The sequence below is a fragment of the Niveispirillum sp. CC-CTL257 genome (assembly GCF_059489915.1).
The window spans coordinates 136940-160017 of the sequence record NZ_JCAJXE010000003.1 but is presented as its reverse complement, the minus strand read 5'-3'; the positions used below and the strand labels follow the sequence as shown (position 1 = coordinate 160017).

At 60.7% G+C, this 23078-nt stretch carries 18 protein-coding genes; 8 read left to right on the top strand and 10 right to left on the bottom strand.

Translation table 11 applies throughout. The annotated features are described in order from the left end of the window. Positions 1-164 precede the first annotated feature (164 nt). On the bottom strand, positions 165-770 hold the full coding sequence (locus tag ABC729_RS17520; protein WP_495608895.1) for an alcohol dehydrogenase catalytic domain-containing protein: 606 nt from the start codon (positions 768-770) through the stop codon (positions 165-167). 287 nt (positions 771-1057) lie between these two features. On the opposite strand from ABC729_RS17520, the gene ABC729_RS17515 reads away from it, so the two are divergent. Continuing rightward, the gene (locus tag ABC729_RS17515; RefSeq protein WP_495608894.1) at positions 1058-1612 is read left to right on the top strand and encodes a hypothetical protein; all 555 of its coding nucleotides are present in this window, start codon (positions 1058-1060) and stop codon (positions 1610-1612) included. Here ABC729_RS17515 and ABC729_RS17510 read toward each other — a convergent pair whose 3' ends face one another. From ABC729_RS17510 to ABC729_RS17495, 4 genes are all read right to left on the bottom strand, one after another. After that, positions 1613-2104: a ferritin-like domain-containing protein gene (locus ABC729_RS17510; RefSeq protein ID WP_495608893.1), complete on the bottom strand. Its 492-nt coding sequence runs from the start codon at positions 2102-2104 to the stop codon at positions 1613-1615. A 1517-nt stretch (positions 2105-3621) separates the two neighbouring features. Continuing rightward, a complete protein-coding gene (locus ABC729_RS17505) occupies positions 3622-4116 on the bottom strand; it encodes a YciE/YciF ferroxidase family protein (protein ID WP_495608892.1) in 495 nt (164 codons plus the stop codon). Positions 4117-4439: 323 nt separating this feature from the next. Then, positions 4440-4865, bottom strand: coding sequence for an NUDIX hydrolase (locus ABC729_RS17500; RefSeq protein ID WP_495608891.1), 426 nt, complete (start codon positions 4863-4865; stop codon positions 4440-4442). A gap of 12 nt (positions 4866-4877) precedes the next feature. Next, positions 4878-6389 (bottom strand): MFS transporter, encoded by a 1512-nt coding sequence (locus ABC729_RS17495; protein WP_495608890.1) that lies wholly within the window; start codon positions 6387-6389, stop codon positions 4878-4880. Positions 6390-6594: 205 nt separating this feature from the next. Between ABC729_RS17495 and ABC729_RS17490 the strand changes: the two genes are divergently transcribed. Continuing rightward, complete coding sequence (locus ABC729_RS17490) at positions 6595-7209, top strand: DUF4142 domain-containing protein (RefSeq protein WP_495608889.1); 615 nt, start codon at positions 6595-6597, stop codon at positions 7207-7209. Between the two features lie 334 nt (positions 7210-7543). Here the strand turns inward: ABC729_RS17490 and ABC729_RS17485 are convergent, their stop codons facing one another. Beyond that, on the bottom strand, positions 7544-7933 hold the full coding sequence (locus tag ABC729_RS17485) for a YkvA family protein (protein ID WP_495608888.1): 390 nt from the start codon (positions 7931-7933) through the stop codon (positions 7544-7546). A gap of 951 nt (positions 7934-8884) precedes the next feature. Between ABC729_RS17485 and ABC729_RS17480 the strand changes: the two genes are divergently transcribed. Beyond that, positions 8885-9639, top strand: a protein-coding gene (locus tag ABC729_RS17480; RefSeq protein ID WP_495608863.1) for an IS5 family transposase whose coding sequence is annotated in 2 segments (ribosomal slippage) — positions 8885-9215 and positions 9215-9639 — 756 coding nt in all. Because the reading frame shifts where the segments join, the coding sequence is not laid out codon by codon here. Positions 9640-9930: 291 nt separating this feature from the next. Continuing rightward, complete coding sequence (locus ABC729_RS17475) at positions 9931-11829, top strand: diguanylate cyclase domain-containing protein (protein WP_495608887.1); 1899 nt, start codon at positions 9931-9933, stop codon at positions 11827-11829. 98 nt (positions 11830-11927) lie between these two features. Here the strand turns inward: ABC729_RS17475 and chrA are convergent, their stop codons facing one another. Together chrA and ABC729_RS17465 are read right to left on the bottom strand one after the other, a co-directional pair. After that, on the bottom strand, positions 11928-13337 hold the full coding sequence (chrA, locus tag ABC729_RS17470) for a chromate efflux transporter (RefSeq protein ID WP_495608886.1): 1410 nt from the start codon (positions 13335-13337) through the stop codon (positions 11928-11930). Next, positions 13337-14164 carry a chromate resistance protein ChrB domain-containing protein gene (locus ABC729_RS17465; protein ID WP_495608885.1) on the bottom strand — a complete coding sequence of 276 codons (828 nt, stop codon included), beginning with the start codon at positions 14162-14164 and terminating at the stop codon, positions 13337-13339. Before ABC729_RS17465 ends, chrA begins: the two co-directional genes overlap by 1 nt. Before the next feature lie 235 nt (positions 14165-14399). Between ABC729_RS17465 and ABC729_RS17460 the strand changes: the two genes are divergently transcribed. After that, positions 14400-16628: a hypothetical protein gene (locus ABC729_RS17460; protein ID WP_495608884.1), complete on the top strand. Its 2229-nt coding sequence runs from the start codon at positions 14400-14402 to the stop codon at positions 16626-16628. 136 nt (positions 16629-16764) lie between these two features. Here the strand turns inward: ABC729_RS17460 and ABC729_RS17455 are convergent, their stop codons facing one another. Together ABC729_RS17455 and ABC729_RS17450 are read right to left on the bottom strand one after the other, a co-directional pair. Continuing rightward, positions 16765-17154, bottom strand: coding sequence for a hypothetical protein (locus ABC729_RS17455; protein ID WP_495608883.1), 390 nt, complete (start codon positions 17152-17154; stop codon positions 16765-16767). 8 nt (positions 17155-17162) lie between these two features. Continuing rightward, the gene (locus ABC729_RS17450) at positions 17163-18035 is read right to left on the bottom strand and encodes a TIGR02587 family membrane protein (protein ID WP_495608882.1); all 873 of its coding nucleotides are present in this window, start codon (positions 18033-18035) and stop codon (positions 17163-17165) included. A gap of 809 nt (positions 18036-18844) precedes the next feature. Between ABC729_RS17450 and ABC729_RS17445 the strand changes: the two genes are divergently transcribed. The 3 genes from ABC729_RS17445 to ABC729_RS17435 are packed head-to-tail and all read left to right on the top strand — an operon-like array spanning position 18845 to position 22912. Then, entirely contained in the window at positions 18845-20356 is a 1512-nt protein-coding gene (locus ABC729_RS17445) for a PAS domain S-box protein (protein WP_495608881.1), read from the top strand. Continuing rightward, positions 20349-20792 carry a response regulator gene (locus ABC729_RS17440; protein WP_495608880.1) on the top strand — a complete coding sequence of 148 codons (444 nt, stop codon included), beginning with the start codon at positions 20349-20351 and terminating at the stop codon, positions 20790-20792. The genes ABC729_RS17445 and ABC729_RS17440 overlap by 8 nt, the downstream gene beginning before the upstream one ends. Then, the gene (locus ABC729_RS17435) at positions 20789-22912 is read left to right on the top strand and encodes a putative bifunctional diguanylate cyclase/phosphodiesterase (RefSeq protein ID WP_495608879.1); all 2124 of its coding nucleotides are present in this window, start codon (positions 20789-20791) and stop codon (positions 22910-22912) included. The genes ABC729_RS17440 and ABC729_RS17435 overlap by 4 nt, the downstream gene beginning before the upstream one ends. The last annotated feature ends 166 nt before the right edge of the window (positions 22913-23078 follow it).

Sequence of the window (23078 nt, the reverse complement as noted above, 5' to 3'; positions counted from 1 at the left end):
GCCATCATCGGCCTAAATGTCAGCCAGATACGATAAGTTATATTTTAAACGAAGTTATATTTTAAACGAAGAGTGTTTTTATATTATCTTTATTTTCACAATATCATGCATTGAAATTTGGAAATTCTAAGTTCAAACATACAATTCGATAACTGAAAAGGCCGTCAAGGCCTCATTACTACCTTGATGCAGCCATCCTCCTTGTCCCGAAATGTGCAGTACATCTCCGACCCCTGTTCCAGCGGCACACGGTGGGTGATGACAAAGGCGGGGGCGATGGTGAACACGCGGTCGGCACCCAGCATCAAGGCGCATTGGCTGGCGAACTGCCCGACGGGGCCGCAGCCCCAGACGGCCACCGTATCGCCCGGCTCGATCTCTGCATTCTCCGCCGCCATATAGCCGGTGGGGAAGATGTCGGACAGGATCAGCACCTGTTCGTCCGTCAGCCCGTTGGGGATCTTCAGGGCCCCGACCGCGGCAAAAGGCACGCGGATGTATTCAGCCTGCCCGCCGGCATCGCCGCCCGTCAGGTGGGAATAGCCGAACAGGCCGGCAGGTGCGTGACCCATGGCCTTGGCCGCCTTCTCCGCATCCGGATTGGAACGGTCGCAAAGCGAGAAACTCGCCTTGCGGAAGAAGAAGCAATCGCCGCAGGAGATGTTGAAGGGGATAACCACGCGGTCACCGACCTTGAGGCTGGTGACGGATGAGCCGACATCCACCACCTCACCCATCGTCTCATGGCCCAGGATGTCACCGCTCTCCATCTCTGGCATGTACCCGACAGATGCAGATCGGAGCCGCAGACGGCGCAGTTCGTCACCCTCAAGATGACATCGGTGGGAAATTCGATGCAGGGCTCGGGGACGGTGTCGTAACGCACGTCACCTTTGCCGTGCCAGCACAGAGCCTTCATGGATTTCGCCTCCGGATGGGATTGGTCGGGCCGCGGCGCGCAAAAGGGCCTGGAAACATGCACGAGCCCGCTACGTTGTCGGATTGTAAGTTGCTTGCCATGGGGGTCTTGGCCCGTGGCTGATGACGGAGACCGTCCATGGAACCCACAACCTTGCTGCTGCTCTATTTCGTCGTGCCGATCTGGTTCCTCGCCGGTTTCGCCGACTGGCTCTGCCATCGCGCCAGCGACATCGAGCATACGGCTGGGCCCAAGGAGAGCCTGCTTCACCTGCTGATGTACGCTGAGGTGGCGGTGCCGCTGCTGGCCTGCCTGTTCTTGGACATCAACGCGCTGGTGATACTCACGATGATGGCGGCGTTCCTGCTGCATGAGGCGACGGCGCTGTGGGATGTCAGCTACGCCGTCCGCCGCCGCATCGTCACGCCGCTGGAGCAGCATGTCCACAGCTTCCTGGAGATGGTGCCGCTGATGGCCATTCTGCTGATCCTGGCCAGCCACTGGGATCAGTTCCTCGCCCTGTTCGGGTTCGGAGCGGCCCAACCGGATTTCACCCTGTCCTGGAAGGACCGCCCGCTTCCCACCGCCTACCTCGTCACGGTCCTGGCGGCGGCTTTCCTGGTCGAACTCCTTCCCTACCTTGAGGAACTGCGGCGGGGAATGCGGGCGCGCCGGGATGATACCCGGCGCTGATCAGCGCTTCTCACCGGTTGCCAGATACTGGCGCAGCACCGTGGGAAGCTTGTCCTCCATCCATTCCGCCATGGCCAGTTCCTCTTCCAATATCCGTTCAAGGACGGCGGCAATGCCTGTCTCACCCGCCGCCTCGGCTGTGGTGATAAGGGCTTTGTAGTTGATGATCTCAAAATACTCGAAGGCAGCCCCGAATACGGCCCCCTTCACGACCTCGTCGGAAGCGAAGATACCCGATATGGCCTGCGCGATGCCGGTGATGGCGCCCACCCCGGTCTTCAGCATGGAGGTGTCGGCACCCAGTTGGTGCAGGCACTGTTCAACCTGCTCGGCCTGGTTCCTGGTTTCGACCACGTGCTGCTGCAGGCGCGCCTTCAGTACGGGATAGTCCTCCAACCGGTCGGCGGTGTTGGACAGCATCTTTTCCGCCTGCACCTCCATGGCGTAGGCGTCGCGAAGCCAGTCGATCAAGTGCTCGCGTGGTGTCGTCATGGGAAGCTCCTGCATGCATGGACATGTGGGTGGACGCAGGGATAACAACCGCGCAGCTGCTTTTGTGCCGCTTGCCAGCATCGTCGCTTACCCGGTTATGCGGATTAGCCAGATCGGTCTGGCCGCCCTGGATGCTGCTTGCGATTGGGAGGGAGCCAATCGCGGCGAGGCAGGCTGAACCACCGCCACCTGGGTTTGCAAGCGTCAGGCGGCCTGCTGGTTGCTTGCTTTTCGGTCGCAACCCGTTGCCGTCGACCATTGCCACGCCGATTGATACACGGGCTTTGGATGGCAGTTACGCGTTCGAGTTTGGCCCTGGACCGTTGGTACGGTGGTAGGGATGGAGGCCGCTTAGCACAGCCGGTCCGCGTTACCCTCATGTTGCAGGTCACCGCCGACGGGTTGCGAGTAGCACTCCCCATCCAATGAAAAGGGCCGCAGCGGCAAGCCAGACGCGCGGATGGCCTTTGGTTCGTTGCACAGGAGTGTGATCGGTCGCATGGCCGGACGCTGGCTCATCGCCTGCCGCCGCAGGCCTTTGGCTTCGGTCGTAAATTGTGTTCGCGCCTTGATCCGACTGGCGCCGATCACCTTGTGGCCCAATGCCGTGCGCTGGCTCCCGCTGGCCGCCTCCCTGCTGCGGGTCCTCCGCCACGGCGGAATTCTGAATGGTCTCTTCAGAGAGATGCGCGAAGGTGGCCGGGACAGGTGAAAGGGAACCTGTGTCACCGGCCGCAGAATGTTGTACCGCTTCCTTGACCGTCTCATCCGAGGGATTCTCAAACCTGCCCATGTCCGGGGCGGAGATAGGGTCCGGCTTGCCCGGGTGGGAAGCCGAGGTTCCCGTGGGGTCCGAAGGAGCATGGTCAAAACCGTAGCGGGAGTCCTTGTCGAGAGGGCCTGCTCCACGAGCGGCATCGGCACTTCGCGCGGCGTTCGGCCGGTCCTTGTCCGTTGGCATCGGGGCCTCCAGTTGGTTAGGGGTGAAAAAACTGAGTCCGCTATTGGTGAGCAGGCATATCTGTATGCGTGCCGGAGATCACGAGCGCCCCCATCCCCTCACCGTTGAACTTGGCTGCCAGCACGCCGCAGGCCAACGGGGCGTATGTACACTTGTCCAACACACGTGCCGGGGGCACCAAAGCCGCAAGGAGCAGCAGCTCCCGAAGATCCGTGTCAAGCCGCGGTGTCGTGATATCGTCCCTGTATTCTTCGTCGCGCCGCTACGCCCCATGAGCGTCCGTTCGACTAAGGGCCCAAGCGAAATGAGGGAGTGCGGTCTGCCGTGCGCGGCCCGAGGCCAGTTCCTCGAGTTACGAAGGGACTCTGCCGACCCCCAGGTTGCGCTATTGCGTCTCGTCAGCGAGGAGGCGCTGCACGTCTATGTATAGCAGCACCCTGCGGTGGGGCAGTGGGCCGAACGACAGGAGGTCCGCAGCGCTGAAGGCCCCGTCCGCTTCAATATTGCGCGGGCCGTGCCGATCCATCGTCGGCACGGTCGGGCAATGTGCACAGCCTCAGGCAGCCTTGGCGTTGACGGCGACACCTGCCAGTTTGGACAGCAGCAGGTCGGTACGCTTCTCCTCGGCCAACGTCTCCTCCAGCAGTGGCACGGCCTCTGCCATGCCCAACTGCTCGGCCCACGCGATCAGCGTGCCGTAGCGGCTGATCTCGTAGTGTTCAACGGCTTGGGCTGACGCCAGGAGGCCAGCATCCAGCGCGTTGCTGTCGGCGAAATCCTCCATGATTTGCTTGCCTTCGTCGATGATGCCGATAATGGCGTCACATGTCTTGCCGCGTGGTGCCTTCCCCATGATCTCGAACACCTTCTCCAGCCGTTCGATCTGCCCCTCGGTTTCAAGGCGGTGCTGCTCGAAGGCTTCGGAGAGTTGTGGGGAACTGGCTTTGCGGGCCAGCCTCGGCAACGCTCGGAGTATCTGCTTCTCGGCGAAATAGATATCTTTCAACGTCTCATGGAACAGTTGAACCAGATCTTTTGGCTGATTAGACATGGGACGCACCCCTTCTGCCGTTACGCTGGGTTCACCCGGCACAGTCCCGCAAAAGAATCTTAGGCGGGAGAGCAGGGCTCGCACTCTTCAACGCGGTCCAACGCGCCTTTGTTCCGGCGATCCGGCTTCTGGTGATCATCTCAAGGATATGGAAAGCATAAGGTCAATATCGTCAGGCGTCAGGACCAGGCGATTGATCGGCGTTCGACCCTCCACCTGGCGCAGCGCCTAGGCCCCCAGGTCAAAGGACAGGATGCCGCCATCAAACCAGACCGTGACCAGCTTGCTGGAAACAGTTGGCAGGTACTGCTGGGTTTTTCAGACTAAATGAATGTCCGATTCTTCAAGCCGAGAATCATTGGGGCCAACTCGACATCGCTGATTAGCTCCGCTGCCGCCTCGGGTGTCAGCCAGCACCGGGTCCGTTGATCCATCTCCGGCCAATGCGACAGGACCTCTGTCACTCGTAGCAGGAAAACGGCGACGCGACACCGGACAGCGCTGCCGTCGTCAAGCAGCTTCAGATAGTGGTAGGTGCCGATAGGAGGCTGGGTCACGACGCCCATTACGCCAGCTTCCTCAAACGCCTCTTGTGCAGCCATGGCGCTGGAAGAGTGCTTCTTCTTCAGCCAGCCCTTCGGAATGATCCAGCGCCGCGTCTGCCGTGAGGTGACCAGCAGCACACGCGGTACGGACCCCACGAAGCTGACCGGCAGGGCGGCGCATTGTCTGGTTCTGGCTTTGGGCATGGTGTCAACCTCTCAGGCGGAGGCCCCATCCCGGTGTGCCTGGGCCCGGTGCAGGCGTTGGCGCACTTGGGCGTCGCGCGTGATGGAGGGCGGAACGGTCACGGCTCCGCGAAGACCTGCGACGCTGGAAATGTTGCGGATACTGCGCATGGTTTCATTGAACATCTCCGTCATCAATTCCCTCGGGTCCACGGAGCCCTGCTCGGTCACCAGAGTCAGACGATGGATGGCGTAGAAGCCGATGATACCGGCGATCAGGAAATAGAAATCCCAACTTGTCATCACCAGCGGCAGTTCGTGCACGCCACGCGGGTTGGTCCAGCTCAGCAGTAGGCCCAGTCGGCGTTCGGTAAAATAGTCGGCCAGCAGACCACCGAGGATGGGGGCTAGGCCAGCCGCAAGCGCCGTGACGATGGCACTGGCCGCGATATAGGCGGTGGCGCTGCCGCGTGGTGACAGCTTCAGGGCGATGTTGGTGGCAGGAAGGGTGACGCCCGCCACCGCCGCCCCCATGAGCAAGTGCAGCACCACCAGCCATATTTTAACAGTATCGGAATCGGTCATCTGGGATGCACCGATCATCGCCACGATCGACAGGATGTAAGTGGGCGCACAGACCGCCAGAACAGATTTGTTGGAGAAGCGGTCGCTCAGCCGTCCCCAGTAACGCAGGGCCAGGATGTTGGATAGCTGGCTCAACACGTTCAGCACCATCACAAAACTGATGTCGAACTCGAGTTGTCTCACAATGAAAACAGTGAAGAACGGCGTCGCGAGGTTTACCGCGAACTGCCAACTGGCGATGAAGACCAGCAATTGGCGGAAGTTGCCGTCACAGAAGGGCTCAGCCACCAGGGTGATGAGGCCCACCGCTGCCTTAGGCGGCGGCATGGCCGGCTCCGGCATGGCGGCCACGATACGGGCACTGATCAGACCCGTTACGCAACCCACCACGAACATGCCGGCGAACAGCAGGTCCCGGGCCAGTGATCCTTCGCCAGTTAGATCCAAGGCCATGGCAGCGGCCAGCCCCAGCAGAAGGTTGATTGCCGTGACCCACAGCGTGCGGCGCGCGAAAACCTGGCCAAGCCGCTTTTCCGGTGCCAAGTCACGCAGCCAGGCATTCCATGCGCAGGAACCAACCGCGCCCAGGCCGCAAAGGATGAACTGGGCGCCCAGGAAGACCAGCAGTGGGACCGTGCCCGTGAAAAAGGCGGTGGCGGCCATCACGCCGAGCATCAGGCGACCGATAATGCTGGACAGAACGGCGATACGCTTGCGCTGTCGAAGCCGTTCGACAAGCAGGATCGATGGCAGTTGAAGAAGTTGCGCCAGGAAGGGAGCGCTGGCCAGGATGCCGATCATCAGGTTGGAGGCACCCAGATGCAGCGCGAAGGCCGTTAGGATCACGCCTGTCGTCAGGGCGCCACCAGCGCTGGAAAAGGCAGCCTCCAGGACGAGAAGCCGCAAGCCCCGAGCACATTCCTCTTCGCCAACCTGCGCCTGTGGTTCAAGCCGTGCCATCGATTTTCCCGGATTGCCATGGGAACAACGGCGTAATCGCGCGATGGTTCCGGTTTCAGGCATAAGGGTTATTGGATGTTTCTTTTTGAGAAACACTATTCTCTTGGAACGTCAAGGGATCAACGGCGTTGAATGGTCATGATCCCGGCCCCGTATCGGGCCGCCGGTCCTACAGCGTGGCGGGATCACCAGCCCTATGGAGGATATGATGCGCAAATTGGTGCAAGCGCTGGTAATCGGTGCATTTTTTTGCGTTGGGTCCGCCATGGCCCAGGTACCACCGACCCCACAGACCTCCCCTGGTAACATGCCAAACGCAACCCCACAGGTGGTGCCGCCCGGCTCCGATAAGCCCATCCCGAAAGATGCACCTGCACGGGCTGACCAGAAAAAACTGGTGACGCTGATCGCGCAAGGCGGGATGGCTGAAGTGACCGCCGGCGAACTGGCACAGCGCCGCGCCAGGCTCCCGTCCGTGCGTCGTTTCGCTGACCATTTGGTGGCCGAGCACACCAAGGGCAACGCCGAACTGGCAGCCGCAGCCTCGCAGGCCAATATCGCGGTTCCGTCCGATATCGGTACGGAGCATCAGTCCAAGATCACCGCGATGGGCAACTTGGCTGATGCTGAGTTCGACCAAGCCTATATACAGCAGCAGATCAAGGATCACCGCTCCATGATCGAGTTGCACCGGCAATTGCAGGATAGTCAAACTCCAGCACTGGCCCAGTATGCCCACAATACCCTACCGAAACTGCAAGAGCACCTGCGACTGGCGGAGGGGGTTGATCAGGACATAAAGGACAAAAAGCGTCAATAGTTGTGCATGCCACCAATCTCGACATAGCATGGATCGACCTCCTATAGTTTCCAAACAATACAACACCACCTATGACTGTGACGATAGCGAAGCGCGCTCGTATCTGGGGTAGAGACCGACGTATCTTGGTCTGCTTTATAGGGTGGAGGGGCCGCCCGGTTTGGGATGATACAGATACTGTGTTTACCTCTTACATGCAGGCTCTGGGCCTGGAACGCTTCCAAACAGCGCCATAGGCGCTGGGACTAAGAGGCAGTCTACACCTCCTTATCCGGCCCCAGGGGAACGGCTGACTTCCGCACCACCCGCCTGAATCGCGGGTCACACCGGGGGATTACGCCGGAAAGAGGGGTTTCATGAGAGTTTTGCCCAGAGCGATGCCCAGCACCACCCATATGGCAACTATGGCTAGGGCACCAACCAAGCTTTTCGGGAGCCTTCGAGATAACCGCTGGGATGCTTCGTCGCGAACCTCCTTCATGACAGCCGGAGGAACCAGTCGTACTGTCAGGAGAATGGCGGCCGGTATGATAACAAGGTCATCCAGATAGCCGATGACCGGGATAAAGTCGGGAATGAGGTCGATAGGGCTAAGGGCATAAGACACCGTTATCAGCGCGAGGACCTTGGCATACCATGGGACCCGCTGGTCGCGCCCTGCCAAATACAGGGCATAAATGTCCCGTCTTATCGATTTCGCCCACGTTTCAAGCCGCTCAAACATCTTCCAAATGTACCTTAGCGATTAACTGTCCGCCCCAGAAATATTATAGATGATCTCTCGATGCGATGCCGCTACTGCTCCAACTGATGCGACACAAACGCCTCGACGGCAATACGGACCTCTTCGAGAGTTGCCTGTGGCTGTATAGAAGGCTGGGCCAGATGCTGATTGCCAATCTCGATCCAAACAACAGTGATGCACGCCGATACTTCCATACAGTAGAAGACTGTAGTGTTCCCAACATAGAACGTATCATATAATTTCGAGCAGCTTGCGATCCCGGCATCGCGTGACATCGCCGCCTCCACGTCCCCCTTAGCAGAGCGCTGACACTATCATTAAACACCATTGAGGCAATTCTGCGTGTTGCATACCATTTTTGCTCCTCGTGAGATTTTTATGACTATCCAAATTTTTGGTTTTTGATCAACAGGTTACATATATTTGGTGCATCTCTATTTTCGACCCCTCTTTCGCGCAGTGAAAATTAGGTAATACTTGAATACGCCAATGGGGTAATCCCACAAATGGAGCGTCTAAATATGCGAGCACAACAGGTATGAAACGCATCGTGAAAGACATTGTGGCTACGAGAGATGGCTCGCAAATTAATATTATTAATGTGTATTTTTTGGATTATTTGAATTTCTGAAGAGAGCGATTAAGTGCATGGGCCTGCACATAATAAAAACAGGAAAATATCTTCTAAATTAACAACATAATAGCGGTGGTATAGCATGTATCCTGTGGCACAACACCCTACTATTTGGCCTGAGGGGCGAGCTTATGCGGACAAAAAGTGCGATTTTTGTCTTCCGGGCATTTCATCATTGACTGACACTATTTCTATATCGGGATTGAACTTCAAACCTAAGGTCAGAACCGCAACAGTGTATTGAAATTGCTGTTTGAATGTGATTCCAAGGCGTGATTAACGCGTTGGAGGATTGAATGCGGGAGATTTTCTGGCTTTCGGATGAAGCGTGGGCAGCGATTGAGCCACACCTCCCCCGCCATACCGTTGGTGCGCCGCGTGTTGATGACCGCCGGGTCATCAGCGGGATTATTCATGTACTCAAGAGCGGCTGCCGCTGGAAGGACTGTCCGCCGGAGTATGGCCCACCGACCACGGTGTACAATCGGTTCAACCGCTGGTCTGGGCGCAAACACTGGCACCGGATATTGCAGGCGCTGGCCGCCGGGCAATGGATCACGACCAGCGTGGCCATGGATGGCAGCTACGTGAAGGCACATCGCTGTGCCCACGGCGGAAAAGGGGGGCCAAGGCGCAAGCCATTGGCATTTCCAGAGGCGGTCAGACCACAAAAGTCCACGCCCTGACGGATACGCTCGGCCGCCCGGTGGCTTTGCATGTAACGGCGGGCAACGTTTCCGACATCACCATGGCCGAGACCCTGCTGGCTGAGGTTGATGATTGCCGCTATGTCCTGGCCGACAAGGGATATGACAGTGATAAATTGCGGGCCAAAATCAAGGAGAAGGGCGCAAAGCCGGTCATTCCTGGCAGAAAGTCACGCAAGAAGCCCATTCGCTTCGACAAGCTCCGGTACAAGTTCCGCTGGATGGTGGAGGCGGTCTTCTGCCGCCTCAAGGACTTCCGACGCGTCGCCACCCGATACGACAAGCTCGCCAGAAACTTCTTATCCACCCTCGCAATTGCAACCATCGTGGCCTACTGGACCTGATTGAGTCTGGACCCTAGCCACCTCACTGTTGTTAATTGACCGATGCCCTATGCGTGCGCGCCGTGGCCCGTAGTGCCGCCGTCCGATATCTCAGGCAAATAGCCCCAGACAAGCAGCGAACTGCGGGAGTCAGTCTCCATTGGTCCGCGACAAGCATGTTCCGTGGCCAGTTCGACCTAACCAAACGCAACCTAACCCTATGGACGCGGGTCGATAGCATCTGAACGGCGTATTTCTTCAAGGCACCGCTGCGCTGTCGCGCGGGGTCCCGGAATCGGCCGGAGGATGGAGATGCGTTCCTACTTGCCCTGGCTTTTCGTTCGCCCTTCATTGTTTGCGCAGGCCACGGCTCTCATCCTCCTCGCCTGCATACTCCTGGTTGGCGTTGACTTATCCCGCATCTGGAGCGCCCGACGGGTGCAGCTTGAGCACACCCGGGTCGAGACCGCCAACTTGGCCCGCTCGTTGGCGCAGCATAGCCATGAGGTGCTGCAAGAGGCCGACATCGTGCTGCTTGAGCTGCGGGAGCGGATCGAGACCGGTGGCAGCACGTCCGACCGGTTGGAGCACCTCCATCGTTGGATGATGCAGCGCGTAGCAACAGTGCCGGCCATCCACGGCCTGTTCCTCTACGACGCCGGGGGCGGCTGGTTGGCGAACTCCCTTCCGAGCTCGCCGATCGGCTTGAACAATGCGGACCGCTCGTACTTCCGATACCATCGCGACCATGCTGATCGCGGCTCGCATGTCGGGCCGCCGGTACGCAGCCGTTCCGACGGGACCTGGATAATCACCGTGAGCTACCGCATCGACGATGCCGATGGCCGATTTGCCGGTGTTGTCCTGGCCACCATCTCCGTGGAGTTCTTCCAGCAGTTCTTCGACAGCTTCGATGTCGGTGCCGAGGGTGTTGTCACCTTGAACCATATGGACGGCCTCGTGCTGGCCCGGTCGCCCTTCTCCGAAGCCAACATCGGGCTTGACGTTTCGGGAGGGCCGCTGTTCAAGCGGTTTCTCCCCAAGGCTCCTGCCGGTACCTACGACGACGTATCGCCCGTGGATGGTATCCGCAGGCTAGGCAGCTATCGTCGGGTGGCAGACTATCCATTGGTCATCCTCGTATCCCGCTCTTGGGCTGAACTGATGGCGGAATGGTACGAAAGCGCGACAGTCCACCTTTTTGGCAGTGTGGTCATGGCCCTTCTAGTCGGGGGATTGGCATGGCGCCTGCTCCGTCAGGCGCGGCGGCTGCACCTGGTCGAGACGCGTTACCGCCTGCTTGCGGAGAACTCCGGAGACGCCATCACCTGCGTGGATCTGGAGGGTATCCGTCGGTACTCCTCCCCGGCCTTCACCGACATGACGGGGTGGAGCGCCGAGGAGTCCGTGGGTCAACCGGTCGTGGACCTCATCCACCCCGACGACCTGGACGTTGCATCGGAGATCAAGCGCAAGCTCGCCGCCGGGCACCGCAGCATGTCCTGCACATACAGGTACCGCTGCAAGGACGGTCGCTACTTCTGGGTTGAAGCTCGCTTCACACTTGCAGACGCTATGGATGGCGTCCCGCAATTCGTCGTGAACATCCGCGACATCGACGAGCGCAAACAGTTGGAGGAGAGGCTGGAGGCGGCCAACCGTGAGCTGACGGTCCTCGCGAGCACCGATGCCCTGACCGGCCTCGCCAACCGTCGCCACCTGGACCATTCGCTTTCCCAAGAGGTGTCGCGCGCTGCAAGGCTTGGAAAGTGCGTGTCACTGGTCCTCATCGATATCGACAACTTCAAGGCCTATAACGACCGCTATGGGCACCTCGCGGGCGACCGGTGCCTTTCGCGAATTGGTCAGGTGGTCCGCGACGCCGCGCGGCGGGCCGGCGATATGGCAGCCCGCTACGGTGGCGAGGAGATGGCATTGCTGCTGCCGGACACCGACGGTGCCGGAGCGGCAAGGATCGCCGAGACCGCCCGCCAAGCCATCGAGGCACTCGGGCTTTTTCACGACGGCAACCCCGAGGGCAGCGGCTTCGTCACCGCAAGCTTCGGCATCGCCACGCTTGATCCCACGCCGCTGGAGGGGACCGAGACGCAGGTGCTGGCGCTGCTCGGCAGTGCGGACGCGGCGCTGTATGAGGCCAAGGCCGATGGTCGCAACCGTGTCGTCGGGCCCGGTAGCCGTGTCGCTGCCTAGCCCCGCGGCCCGGTCGGATGGGGCCGGAGAAAAGTTACGTCCCAGACGGGGTCGACAGTTGGCCGACAAGTGACCCACATTGATGCATTTCAAACCCTTCATCCGACGACGCTGACAAAGTGAAGGGCGATGCCGATCAAGGCACAAGCCCCGAGAAGCTTGGCCATGCCCACTTTGAACCGGAAGACCGCGACGATGGCGCCGGCTGAGAGGACTAATGCCGCTGAATTCAAGCTCTCCCACTGGGGCCAGTCGAGTTGAATTGGCCCAAAGGACAAGGAACGCAGGTCCTGGAACATGGTGTGCAGCGCGAACCAGATCGCTAGGTTGAGGATCACGCCCACGACGGCTGCTGTCACGGCTGCCAGGGCGCTGGTTACCGCGCGATTGCCACGCAGCGCTTCGATCCAAGGCGCCCCCAGGAATATCCAGAGGAAGCAGGGCATGAAGGTCACCCAGGTGGTGAGGATGGCTGCCAGGGTGCCTGCAACAAAGGGATTGAGGGAGCCGGGGTTGCGGAAGGCGCCCATGAAGCCTACGAACTCCACCACTATGATCAGCGGTCCTGGCGTCGTCTCCGCCATTCCCAGACCATCCAGCATCTCCCCAGGCCGCAGCCAGCCGAACGTCTCGACCGCCTGCTGCGCGACATACGCGAGAACGGCATAGGCGCCGCCGAAAGTCACTACCGCCATCTGGCTGAAGAAGGTGGCGATCCGGCTGAATGTATGATCAGGACCAAGGATCAGCAGCAGGGCGGCAACCGGGATCAGCCAGAGGGCCAGGAAGATGCCGGCCATCCGCAGCGACCAGGCTGCCGACGGGCGTGCATGGTCGGGGACATCCTCGCCCAGGACCGTGTCCTTGTCAGCGACGGCGAGACCATGGCCGCCGCCGTGGCCGCCGCCCTGGAAACCCGCAAACCCATACTGGCCGGCCACCCAGCCGATGATTGCGGCTGACAGAATGATCAGCGGAAAAGGGACACCGAGCGCGAAGATGGCGACAAAAGCTGCGGCCGCAATGGCAACCATAGCATTCCCGCGCAGCGCCCGGCGGCCGACGCGCACGACCGCCTGCAGGACGATGGCGAGCACGGCGGCCTTCAATCCGAAGAACAGGGCGGAGACCCAACCGACCTGGCCGTAGGCAGCATAGAACAGGCTCAAGGCCAGGATGGAGAGGAAACCGGGCAGCACGAACAAGCTGCCGGCCACCAGTCCGCCGGCCGTGCGATGCAGAAGCCAGCCGATATAGACGGCCAGTTGCTGTGCCTCCGGTCCCGGGAGCAGCATGCAGTAGTTCAGGGCATGCAGGAACCGCTTCTCGCCGATCCAGCGTTTCTCTTCCACCAGGATGCGATGCATCACGGCGATCTGTCCCGCGGGGCCGCCGAAACTCAACGCCGCGACACGGACCCAGGCCCACGTCGCTTCAGCGAATGTCGGATAGGCAGGCCGCTCGCGGACCGACGTGTCGCCTGCCCGGATTGTACTTTCCATGCTCATCACGCCCCCCGCTGTCCCGGCCCCGGCCCCGGCCAATAATGGGTTTCGTCACCGGCGTCGCGGCACCAGCGGTACAAGGCGTCATAGACCAGCATCGCGGCCTCAACCTGCGCAATGTCGTCCCGGTATATGCGGGACAGGCCCAGGGCCACGGCCAGAAATCCGGCGGCCTGGGGGGCGATGTCCAGTCGCGCCGTATCGGCGCCGCGGATGATGGTGGCCAGCCGCGACAATGCAGGTGAGGTCAGTCCGAACCGCTCGACCATCACATCGAACGTACAAAGCTCGCCCCGGTGGCTCCATTCCACCCCCTCCACATCGAAGGGAGTGGCGGCGAACCGCTCGGCGACGCCGACGACTTCCTGAGCGGATACAAACAGGAAGACGGCGTCCGGATCGACGAAACGCCGAATCAGCCAGGGGCATGCAGTACGGTCAACCTTCGGCCGGGATCGCGTCACCCAGCGGGTGCCTTCATGGCAATGCGTTCCCGGAATGAAACCCAAGGGCACCAATGGTCCTCCGGAATCGCGCCAGGCCTCGAACCCACCTTCCAGGCTTTCCGCCTGAACACCGAGATGGCGTAGATAGGCGGCGGTACCCTGGGCGAGCTTGCCGCCCGCCTGGCAGGTGACAATGACGCTGCGACCGGCCAGGCTCTTTCCCCAGATGGCCACTTGATCATGGGGTCGGTGCCGCGACGCGGGCAGGATACGCGGGTCCGCCGCGACATCCGCATCGGTGCGGACATCAATCAGGACCGGGCAGTCTGGTAAACCGATCAGACGTAATAATTGCGACGTGGAGATTTCTGTATACGCGGGCATGCCAAGCCATCCCTGGTTCGGGGTGTAACGGTATTGGGCATGCCGCCTCACGGGGCTACCGGAAGGCCCCTGTACCGCATTAGAAGCATGACGCGCGCGACAGTGTCAACCACAGGGCCAGTTTCCCCCCTGATGGGACGGCTTTGGATAAGGAGCTGAAAGAAATCAAAGGAGGAACATCGACAAGGTTCCGCTGTTCCACGAAGACCCTTCCTGGGATGTACCGAGGTCGATCATGTCGCATTTCCTTGCGGAAACCTCATCTCACAATGCAAGCCCCTACTTACTTGCCTTGCGCCAAGCCGGGAGGGGCGGCCAGCGCCAAACCATCACCCGTATCGCCCTGGGCGAATTGGATGTCGAGTTCTGCTCCACGGCGCACTCCCTTTGGGCGCTCATTCGGCGCCGGGGTAAAGGAGGCCTGGCCCTGCGTGTGGCCTATATCCCGGCGTTAACATTTGCATGTGACATGGCGGAGGCGGCGCCCGGTGAGACTGCCCGGCTGACCGTGGCCAGCGCGATCGGCCAACATCTGATCATCTTCCGCGCGGGCGGGCTCGCCCTTGACCACTTGCGTGTGACGGTTCGGTTCAAACCAACTGTGCCGCTGCTGATACCCTTCATGCCGCGTGATCTCTATCCACTGGGTGCGGACGACGATCCGCTGGCAGCCACGGGACGTGTGGAAGCAAGCCAGAGGGGGTTGAATGCCGGCCTTCTCTATTTCCACATCGACGAACCGGATTTCGGCAATGTTCTTTACTTTCAGAACCTGACAGCACTCAGCGAATATTATCGCGCTACGAAGACCACGCCGGACAAGGCCGTCGGCGGCTTATGGCCGGAGCTGGGCCATCTGCTTCCTACGCAACCGCAGAATGGCATACCCTCGCCGAACCCGCTGCCGGCTGGGCAGGAGGTGACGTTATCGGACGCCATCCTGGTTTTCCGCCGCGACGTTCCCGCCGGTGAACGTGAGTCCGCGCGGCAGTTCCTTCAGATGCTGGGCGTCGCGTACAAGATGCTGGACCTTCCGCCCGCCGGTTACCGGGACTGGGTCGACCGGGCCGAGCGGACCGCGCGTGACCTGGACACGGCGCCGGAGGCGACGATTGAGCACTACGGCCACCGCTACATCCATCCCTACACCGCTGCGGAATACCCCGATATCATGGTGCAGATGTCGATCATCGCGGCACTTCACGACTGGGGGAAGTGGCGGGGGGAGCCGCATCCGCTTGAGGAGGAGTTCAAAGCCGGTCTGGAGAAGTTCTACGATCCCGAGCTGAAGACTCTGCGCCGCTACCTCCCCAACGTTGGCGACGACAAGAACGCCGACGCTGTCGACAGCTGGTATCTCTACCACCCGATGCTCAATCTCGGGATCCTGGCCCTGGACGGCGATGGATATGCGCGGGACCTGTTGATGCGGTCGATTGATTTCGGGATCAAGGCCGCCCACCATTTCGAGTATAAATGGCCGATCCAGTACGACGTCAGGGACTTTTCTGTCATCACCGAAACCGCAGAGGCCGATGGAAGGGGCCAGACGGATGTCGGCGGCATCTACGCATGGGTCATGCTGCAGGCGTTCGAGCTGACCGATGATAAACGCTTTCTGGACGAGGCGCGTGCCGCCGTCGACGCCGCCATGGGCCTGCGGTTTAATATCAACTATCAGGCGAACCTGACAGCCTGGGGGGCGGCGGCCTGCATGCGGCTGTGGCGCATCACCAACCAGCCGGTCTACCTGGAACAAAGCTATGTCTACCTCGGCAGCTTCTTCCATAACTGCGAGATATGGGAAAGCCACATTGAGCTGGCCGAGCATTATCAGAACTTCATGGGCGTCACCTGCCTGCAGGACGCACCCTACATGGCGATCTACGAATGCTTCGACAGCTTCGCCGCTTTCGAGCGCTATCTGGATGACAGCGGTCCGGACCTTGAACCTGCCGCCCGCCTGCTGATCGCGGAATACTGCAAATACACTCTCTATCGTGCTTGGTACTACTATCCCGACGCGCTGCCGCCGGAGGTGCTGTCACCCAAACAGCGCGAAGCCAACGGTCATATCGATCCGAAGCTCTCCTTCCCGTTGGAGGACCTGTATCCGGACGGACAGCCGGCCGGCCAAGTCGGCCAGGAAATTTACGGGGCAGGCGCCGCCTTCATCTTCGCCAGCCGCGCCTTCCATAATGTCGAAGGTGCACCCTTCCGCCTTTACTGCGACCATTTCCTGCGGGCGATGGAGCGAACGGGGGATCACGCGCTGACCATCACCTTGGATGGCGGCGAGACGTCCATCGCTGGATTGAGTGTGGTCTGCATAGGCGGCAATAAACCCGCCGACGTGAGGGTGGCCACTGCGGAGGGCAAGTTCCTGACACCGTATCAGGTCCAGGGTAACCGCACCGACTATCGCGTGCCCGCAAATGGCCGCCTTGTCTTGACCTGGGAGTGAGACTCCTGAACTACAACACGCTGTTTAAAGGAGCGCGGTTATGGTGCCTTGCAGCACTGCTCTTCTATCTGCACAGAGAAGAGCTACAGCAATGCTTCGCGGGCATCATCCAACGAGCATCTCTGCAAAGATTTTTCTACAACTCAGTATAGCCGCCGATCTGGATGTCGAGCATTGAGGGTTCTACCGGACGGGAGAACTGGAAGACGCCGCGTCGGATAGCATGAGCCGCGATATAGTCGAGCTGGATCTGCTTGTCGGGGGCAGTCGCTTCTACCAGCGATGCGTTGACGGTAACTGCCCCTGCGGCCTTGTCACCCCTGTTCGCGACGAAGACCATCACCATGGTGCCGCTGTCCGACTGCTCAATCCTGTCAATGGATACGACCAGGTCGGCGTCGCGGGTGGCGTTGAACAGGGCTTGATGGCCCAGAAATGCGATGAGGAAGAAAACCAGCGCGCCCGACAACGCCGCAACGCCCCACTCCACGGCAGGCCTGCTATTGTCTTGGTTTTTCTCTTTCATTTCCAACCTCAAAGGATAAGCCGCGCAGCCGCTGCTCCTACGGCGGACGGTAAGCCCAGGACGACCGTGGCCATCAGCATGCTGTTCAGGTGCATTCCATCGGTGCGTCCGAAAACCCACAGGATGTAAAGGCTGATTGCGAGAGCAATGGCATAACCTGGGAGGGTGAAGCGAGCGAAGCTGCTCCACCAGGGCTCGCCCGCCGCAATTTCCGAACCGCCGGCGAACCCCACCGCAAACACGAAGCCATGCATGAGAGCCAGTGAACAGGCGACCAGTGCCAGCGCGTGCGCCGCCGACATCTGGTAGGAGATCAGCAGCATTTCGTCGGTTGGCGCCAGATTAAAGCCCAGAAACAGGGCACCGACCGCCATGAGGAACAGTTCGCCGCCATATGTCTCTTTCCTCCTCTCCACCGGATTGTCATCTTCGTCCGACCTGGGGCCCGTGCCAAACTCGCTTTTCGCCAGCAATGCGCCAATTGCAGCAGGGACCATCTGCACCGTGACCTTGCCTACCATCTCGTGCGGCGGCGTCACGAGCGTGATGGTGCCGAAAAGCACAAGCAGGCCCGTGCAGATGATGGCTGCGACGCCGAGCGCGATCAGCGCGTCCACAATATCGTCGCGCCAGCAGGTTGTCCGCTCGAAGCCGATATGGTGCGACAGCAGAACCAGCAGCGGTAGGGCCGTGACGAACAGAAGCAGCAGGCGTGGCCGGTCCATGTAAAGGCCAAGCCACCACATCTCCATGGTCATCAGCATGGGCAGGGCGAAGATCAGCGCCCCACCCGCCGCGCGACCGAAATCGCGCAGAGCTTGCCTTGTCTGAGAGGAGAGGCCGGGGTGAAGCGACAAAAGGATGTTCCTCTTCTGGTCCATTAGGCGGCGCTTGCAGGTGATCGACAGCCGGTCGATCGGCTCGGCGGGTACACCGGAATGCGGCGCTGAAACGATCTCCCAGCCCCTACGGGAACAGTCCAACCCGTGGCTTTGTTTCCATACGCCATCTCAAGGGCGCGCCGAACAGCGGATCGGCGGGGCAGCCACACCTTTGGACCCGCCGCGCTCGAAGGAAAGAATGAATCGAGGGCGAGATGGGGCCGCATGGCAATCGTTCTTTCGCGGTGGCTTAAATGTCCGGTTTCAGTCGTAGAATATGTTTGCCTGAACGTCCGGAATGGCGCGCTATGCGGCCATTATGGTTGGCGCAAAGGAGGCCGGAAGCGGACGGGCCGGATTTCGCGCTCACTTTGGGATTTCGGACATTTGCCTCCCGCCCGACGGCTCCCGTCGGGCACAATTGCACAACTTTTGGTCGTTACGTGGCTTAGCGGATGACTGGTCATGCATTGTCCCTACGCAGCATCAGGCGCTGCCGGCGCCGAACCGACAACTGGCGCGCGCCCCCCTTGAGCGCAAGCACACCAGCGGGCCTCACCAGAAGGGTATTTCGCATCAGTATTGATGGCTGCTGTTCGCCTTAGGTAGCGCAGAGCCGAAGTGCTCCCCCCGAGGATTTGCGAAGGCAATCATCAGGCGTATGTGGCACAGGAAGCACAATCTCTTACGAACGTCATATCACCCAATGGAATGTCGGCATCCGAACGATTTATCGACTAAAATGATCATCCGCTAATATAGCAGGGACAGCGTTGGTTCGTTGCCATCAGGATGGTGGAGGCCGGCTGGTGCAGGATAACCCGGAGATTGGCGTTACTGACAACCCATCGGACGAGCCGTTCCGTTTGGTGGTGGAGGCTGCGCCCAACGCCATGGTGATGATCAATGGCCAGGGGTGCATCGTCATGGTCAATGGCCAGGCCGAGCGGGTTTTCGGCTATGACCGGGCGGATATGCTGGGCCAACCCGTCGAGATGCTGGTACCGGCGCGGTTCCGGGGGCATCACCCGGCCTTGCGCACGGCCTTCACCGGGGATCCGAGCCCCCGCCCCATGGGGGTTGGCCGCGACCTGCATGCCCTGCGCCGCGACGGGACGGAGTTTCCCGTGGAGATCGGCCTGAACCCCATCCAGACGCCCGACGGGCCGATGGTCCTGTCAGCCATCGTTGATCTGTCCCTGCGCCGGCAATCGGCGGAGCGGTTCCGCCAAGTGGTGGAAGCCGCACCCAACGCCATGGTGATGATCAATGGCGACGGCCGGATTGTCATGGTCAATGCCCAGGTGGAGCGGCTGTTCGGCTATGACCGGTCCGAACTGCTGGGCAGCCCGGTGGAGATACTGGTGCCTGACCGGCATCGCGCTGCCCATCCGGTCCTGCGCGGCGGCTTCTTCCGTCATGTCCATGGCTCGCGCCCCATGGGGGCTGGCCGCGACCTGTTTGCGCGCCGCAAGGATGGCAGTGAATTTCCCGTCGAAATCGGTTTGAACCCCATCACCATGGACGAGGGGCCGATGGTCCTGTCGGCCATCGTCGATATTTCCGATCGGGTGCAGCAGTTGCAGCGCATGAATGACCGGTTGGAAGCACGAACCCACGACCTTGAGGTGGTCAATCAGGAGCTGGAAGCCTTTGCCTATTCTGTTTCACATGATCTGCGGGCGCCTTTGCGCAGCATGGACGGGTTCAGCCAGGCGCTGCTGGAGGATTACGACGATATCCTGGATGACCGGGGAAAGGATTACCTGGCCCGCGTCCGTCGGGGTGCCGTGCGCATGGGGCAATTGATCGACGACCTGCTGAAGCTGTCGCGCGTCACCCGCAGCGGCATTACCCCTGTCGCCGTGGATCTGTCCGCCATCGCCGCCGCCGCGGTGGAGGAACTACGCCAACATGATCCGCATCGCCAGGTCCAAGTGGTGATCGCACCCGGTCTTCTGGATGTGGCCGATCTGCGGCTGATGCGGGTGGTGCTGGACAATCTGCTGGGCAATGCCTGGAAATTCACGAACCGCACAGCCGCCCCCCTCATTCGCTTCAGCAGCTCGCGGCAAGGGGGACAGGTGACTTACCAAGTGTCGGACAATGGCGTCGGGTTCGATATGGCCTATGCCGACAAGCTGTTCTCTCCGTTCCAGCGGCTGCATGCCGCGCATGAGTTCGAGGGGACGGGCATTGGTCTGGCAACGGTAGCCCGGATCATCCGCCGGCATGGCGGCACTATCGAAATCCAGTCCGAGCCGGGCAAGGGCACGGTGGTGTCCTTCACGCTCAATAGAGGGGACGGGTCGCATGACTGACGGACGGCTGCTGATCGTTGAAGACGATCCGGATGACGAGGCCCTGATCCTGCGGGCCCTGAAGTCGGCACATGTAACCAACCCCATCGATATCGCCCATGACGGGGTGGAGGCGCTGGCCTATATCTTCGGCGATGCCGCCCCCGACGCCCCGATCCCACCGCCGCCCGTGGTGATCATGCTGGATTTGAAGCTGCCGAAGATCGACGGGCTGGAGGTGCTGCGTCGTTTGAAGGGCGACCCGCGCAGCCGACACATTCCCGTGGTCATCCTCACATCATCAGATGAGCAGGAGGATATCGTCCGCTCCTACCGTCTGGGCGTGAACTCCTATGTTCGCAAGCCGGTGGATTTCGGCCGCTTCTCCACCAAGGTGGCACAGCTTGGTCTTTATTGGACGCTGATCAATCAGCCCTTCCCGGAGGACCGGTCATGAGAGGGGTTGATCCCGTTCGCATCCTGTTGGTGGAGGACAGCGAGCTTGATGCCACATGGTTGATGGAAACCCTTAGACGGGGGGGCATGCGGATAGACGCACACCATGTCGATAATCGCGCCGCCGTCGTCGCGGCATTGGCCGAGCGGACCTTTGACATCGTGCTGTGTGATTATTCCATGCCGTCGTTGTCTCCGCTGGAGGTGACTCTCCTTGTCCATGCCCATGACCCGGACCTGCCCCTGATCGTGGTGACAGGGACCATTGGAGAGGAATCAGCGGTGGCGGTGATGCATGCCGGCGCCGCCGATCTTGTGCTGAAGGACCGTATCGCCCGCCTTCGCCCCGCCATCGAGCGCGAATTGGCCGCTGCTGCTACCCGCCGCCAGAGCCGTTTGATCGAGCAGGCCCGCCTGCAAAGCGACCTGGTGCTGCGTGGCATCGCCAAGAACATCCCCGGCATCATCTTCCGTCGTTATCTGCAGGCTGACGGCAGCATCACCTATACCTACATGCAGAAGGAGCTGCTGGCTGATTTCATCGATACCGGCGATCTGGGCGATCCGGCCACCAGTCCGCTGGTGACGGCGCCCGGGGCCACGCTGCTGCGCGCCATTCATCCCGATGATCGCAAGACCTATCGGGACGCCATGGCGCAGTCGGCGGCAACGCTGGAACCTATGATCGTCGAATTCCGGCTTTCGACCGCCTCCGGCGGCACCCGCTGGCTGCGGTCACAATCGCAGCCGGAAAAGCTGTCCGATGGATCGGTGCAATGGGATGGCATCGCGCTGGACGTGACAGAACTGAAGGCGGCGGAGGCCGTGCGCGATCGTCTCGCCTATTTTGATCCGGTGACCGATTTACCCAACCGCGCGCATTTCACCAGCCTGCTGACCGAAACGCTGGCCAAACCGCTGAAAGATCAGCGTGTGGCCTTGTTCTGCCTGGGCCTGGAGGCCTTTACCGATTTCCAGGATGGGTGGGGACTGGCGGCCACCGATGCGCTCATCCGTGCTGTGGCGGACCGTCTGCGCCAGCTTCTGGAGCCCGGCGAGGTGCTCGCAAGGTTCGAGGGTGCCTATTTCTGCCTGCTGTTACCTGATGCGCCGGCCGATCTGGACCAGCGGCTATGGCAGTTGCAGACGGCTTTCGGCCTGCCCTTCACCGTGGATGGCGTCCAGATGTCCCGTCGTGCCCATGTCGGCATCAGCCTGTATCCGGCCGATGCCAGCGACGCGACGGAGATGCTGCAACATGCCAGCACCGCCCTGCATGAGGTGAAGCCATCGCGTGCACCCTTCCGCTATTACGCTGCGGAGATGACGGAACGGGCAGTGAAGCGCCAATGGATACAGACCGAACTGGCCGCCGCCCTGACCAAGGGCGGGATCACGCTGTTCTATCAGCCGCTGGTCCATCCCGTGCGCCACCACATCATCGGGGCCGAGGCGCTGGTGCGCTGGCCGCATGAGGGGCGCGGTCTGATCCCGCCGGCGGATTTTATCCCCGCAGCCGAACAGGGCGGCCAGATCGTGGAACTGGGGTATGAGGTGCTGCGCAAGGCGCTGGAGCAGACGGCGCTGTGGCGGGCCGCTGGCCTGTGTGAGTTCCCGATGTCGGTCAATGTGTCGGGCATCCAGCTCATGCGTCCCGATTTCAGCGCCCGGGTGCGGTCCCTGCTGGAACGGACAGGCCTGCCGCCTTCGGCGCTGAAACTGGAGCTGACGGAAAGCACCATCATCCGCGACGATGACCTGGTCCACCGCAACATCACGGAGCTGGCCAGCCTGGGTGTCAGCTTCGCCCTGGACGATTTCGGCATGGAACATTCGGTGTTCAGCCGTCTGTCGGAACTGCCTATCGACACGGTGAAGGTCGACAGGTTCTTCATCAGCCAGATGACGAAGGCCGCCGAGCATGCGGCCCTTGTCCAGGCCATCGTCGCCATGTCGCATGCGATGCACAAGCAGGTGGTGGCAGAAGGGGTGGAAACGCAGGAGGAACTGATCTACCTACGCGCCTATCAATGCGACGCCCTGCAGGGCTATCTGTTCAGCAAGCCAGTGCCGGCGACGGCGATGGAACTGCTGCTACGCCAAGGGCGGTTGCTGGGGTGATGGGGGGCGCTTCGGTAGGTCCCACCCGATCAGTGAAGGCAGGGCTGGTCGATCAGAGTATCGCAAACTGTTGACCTGCTGTTTGCAGCAGAACGAATTGCTCTACCGAAAATAGAATGCTTACGAGGAATTGCAGAAGACAATCACCACCTGATCCCAGCTACAG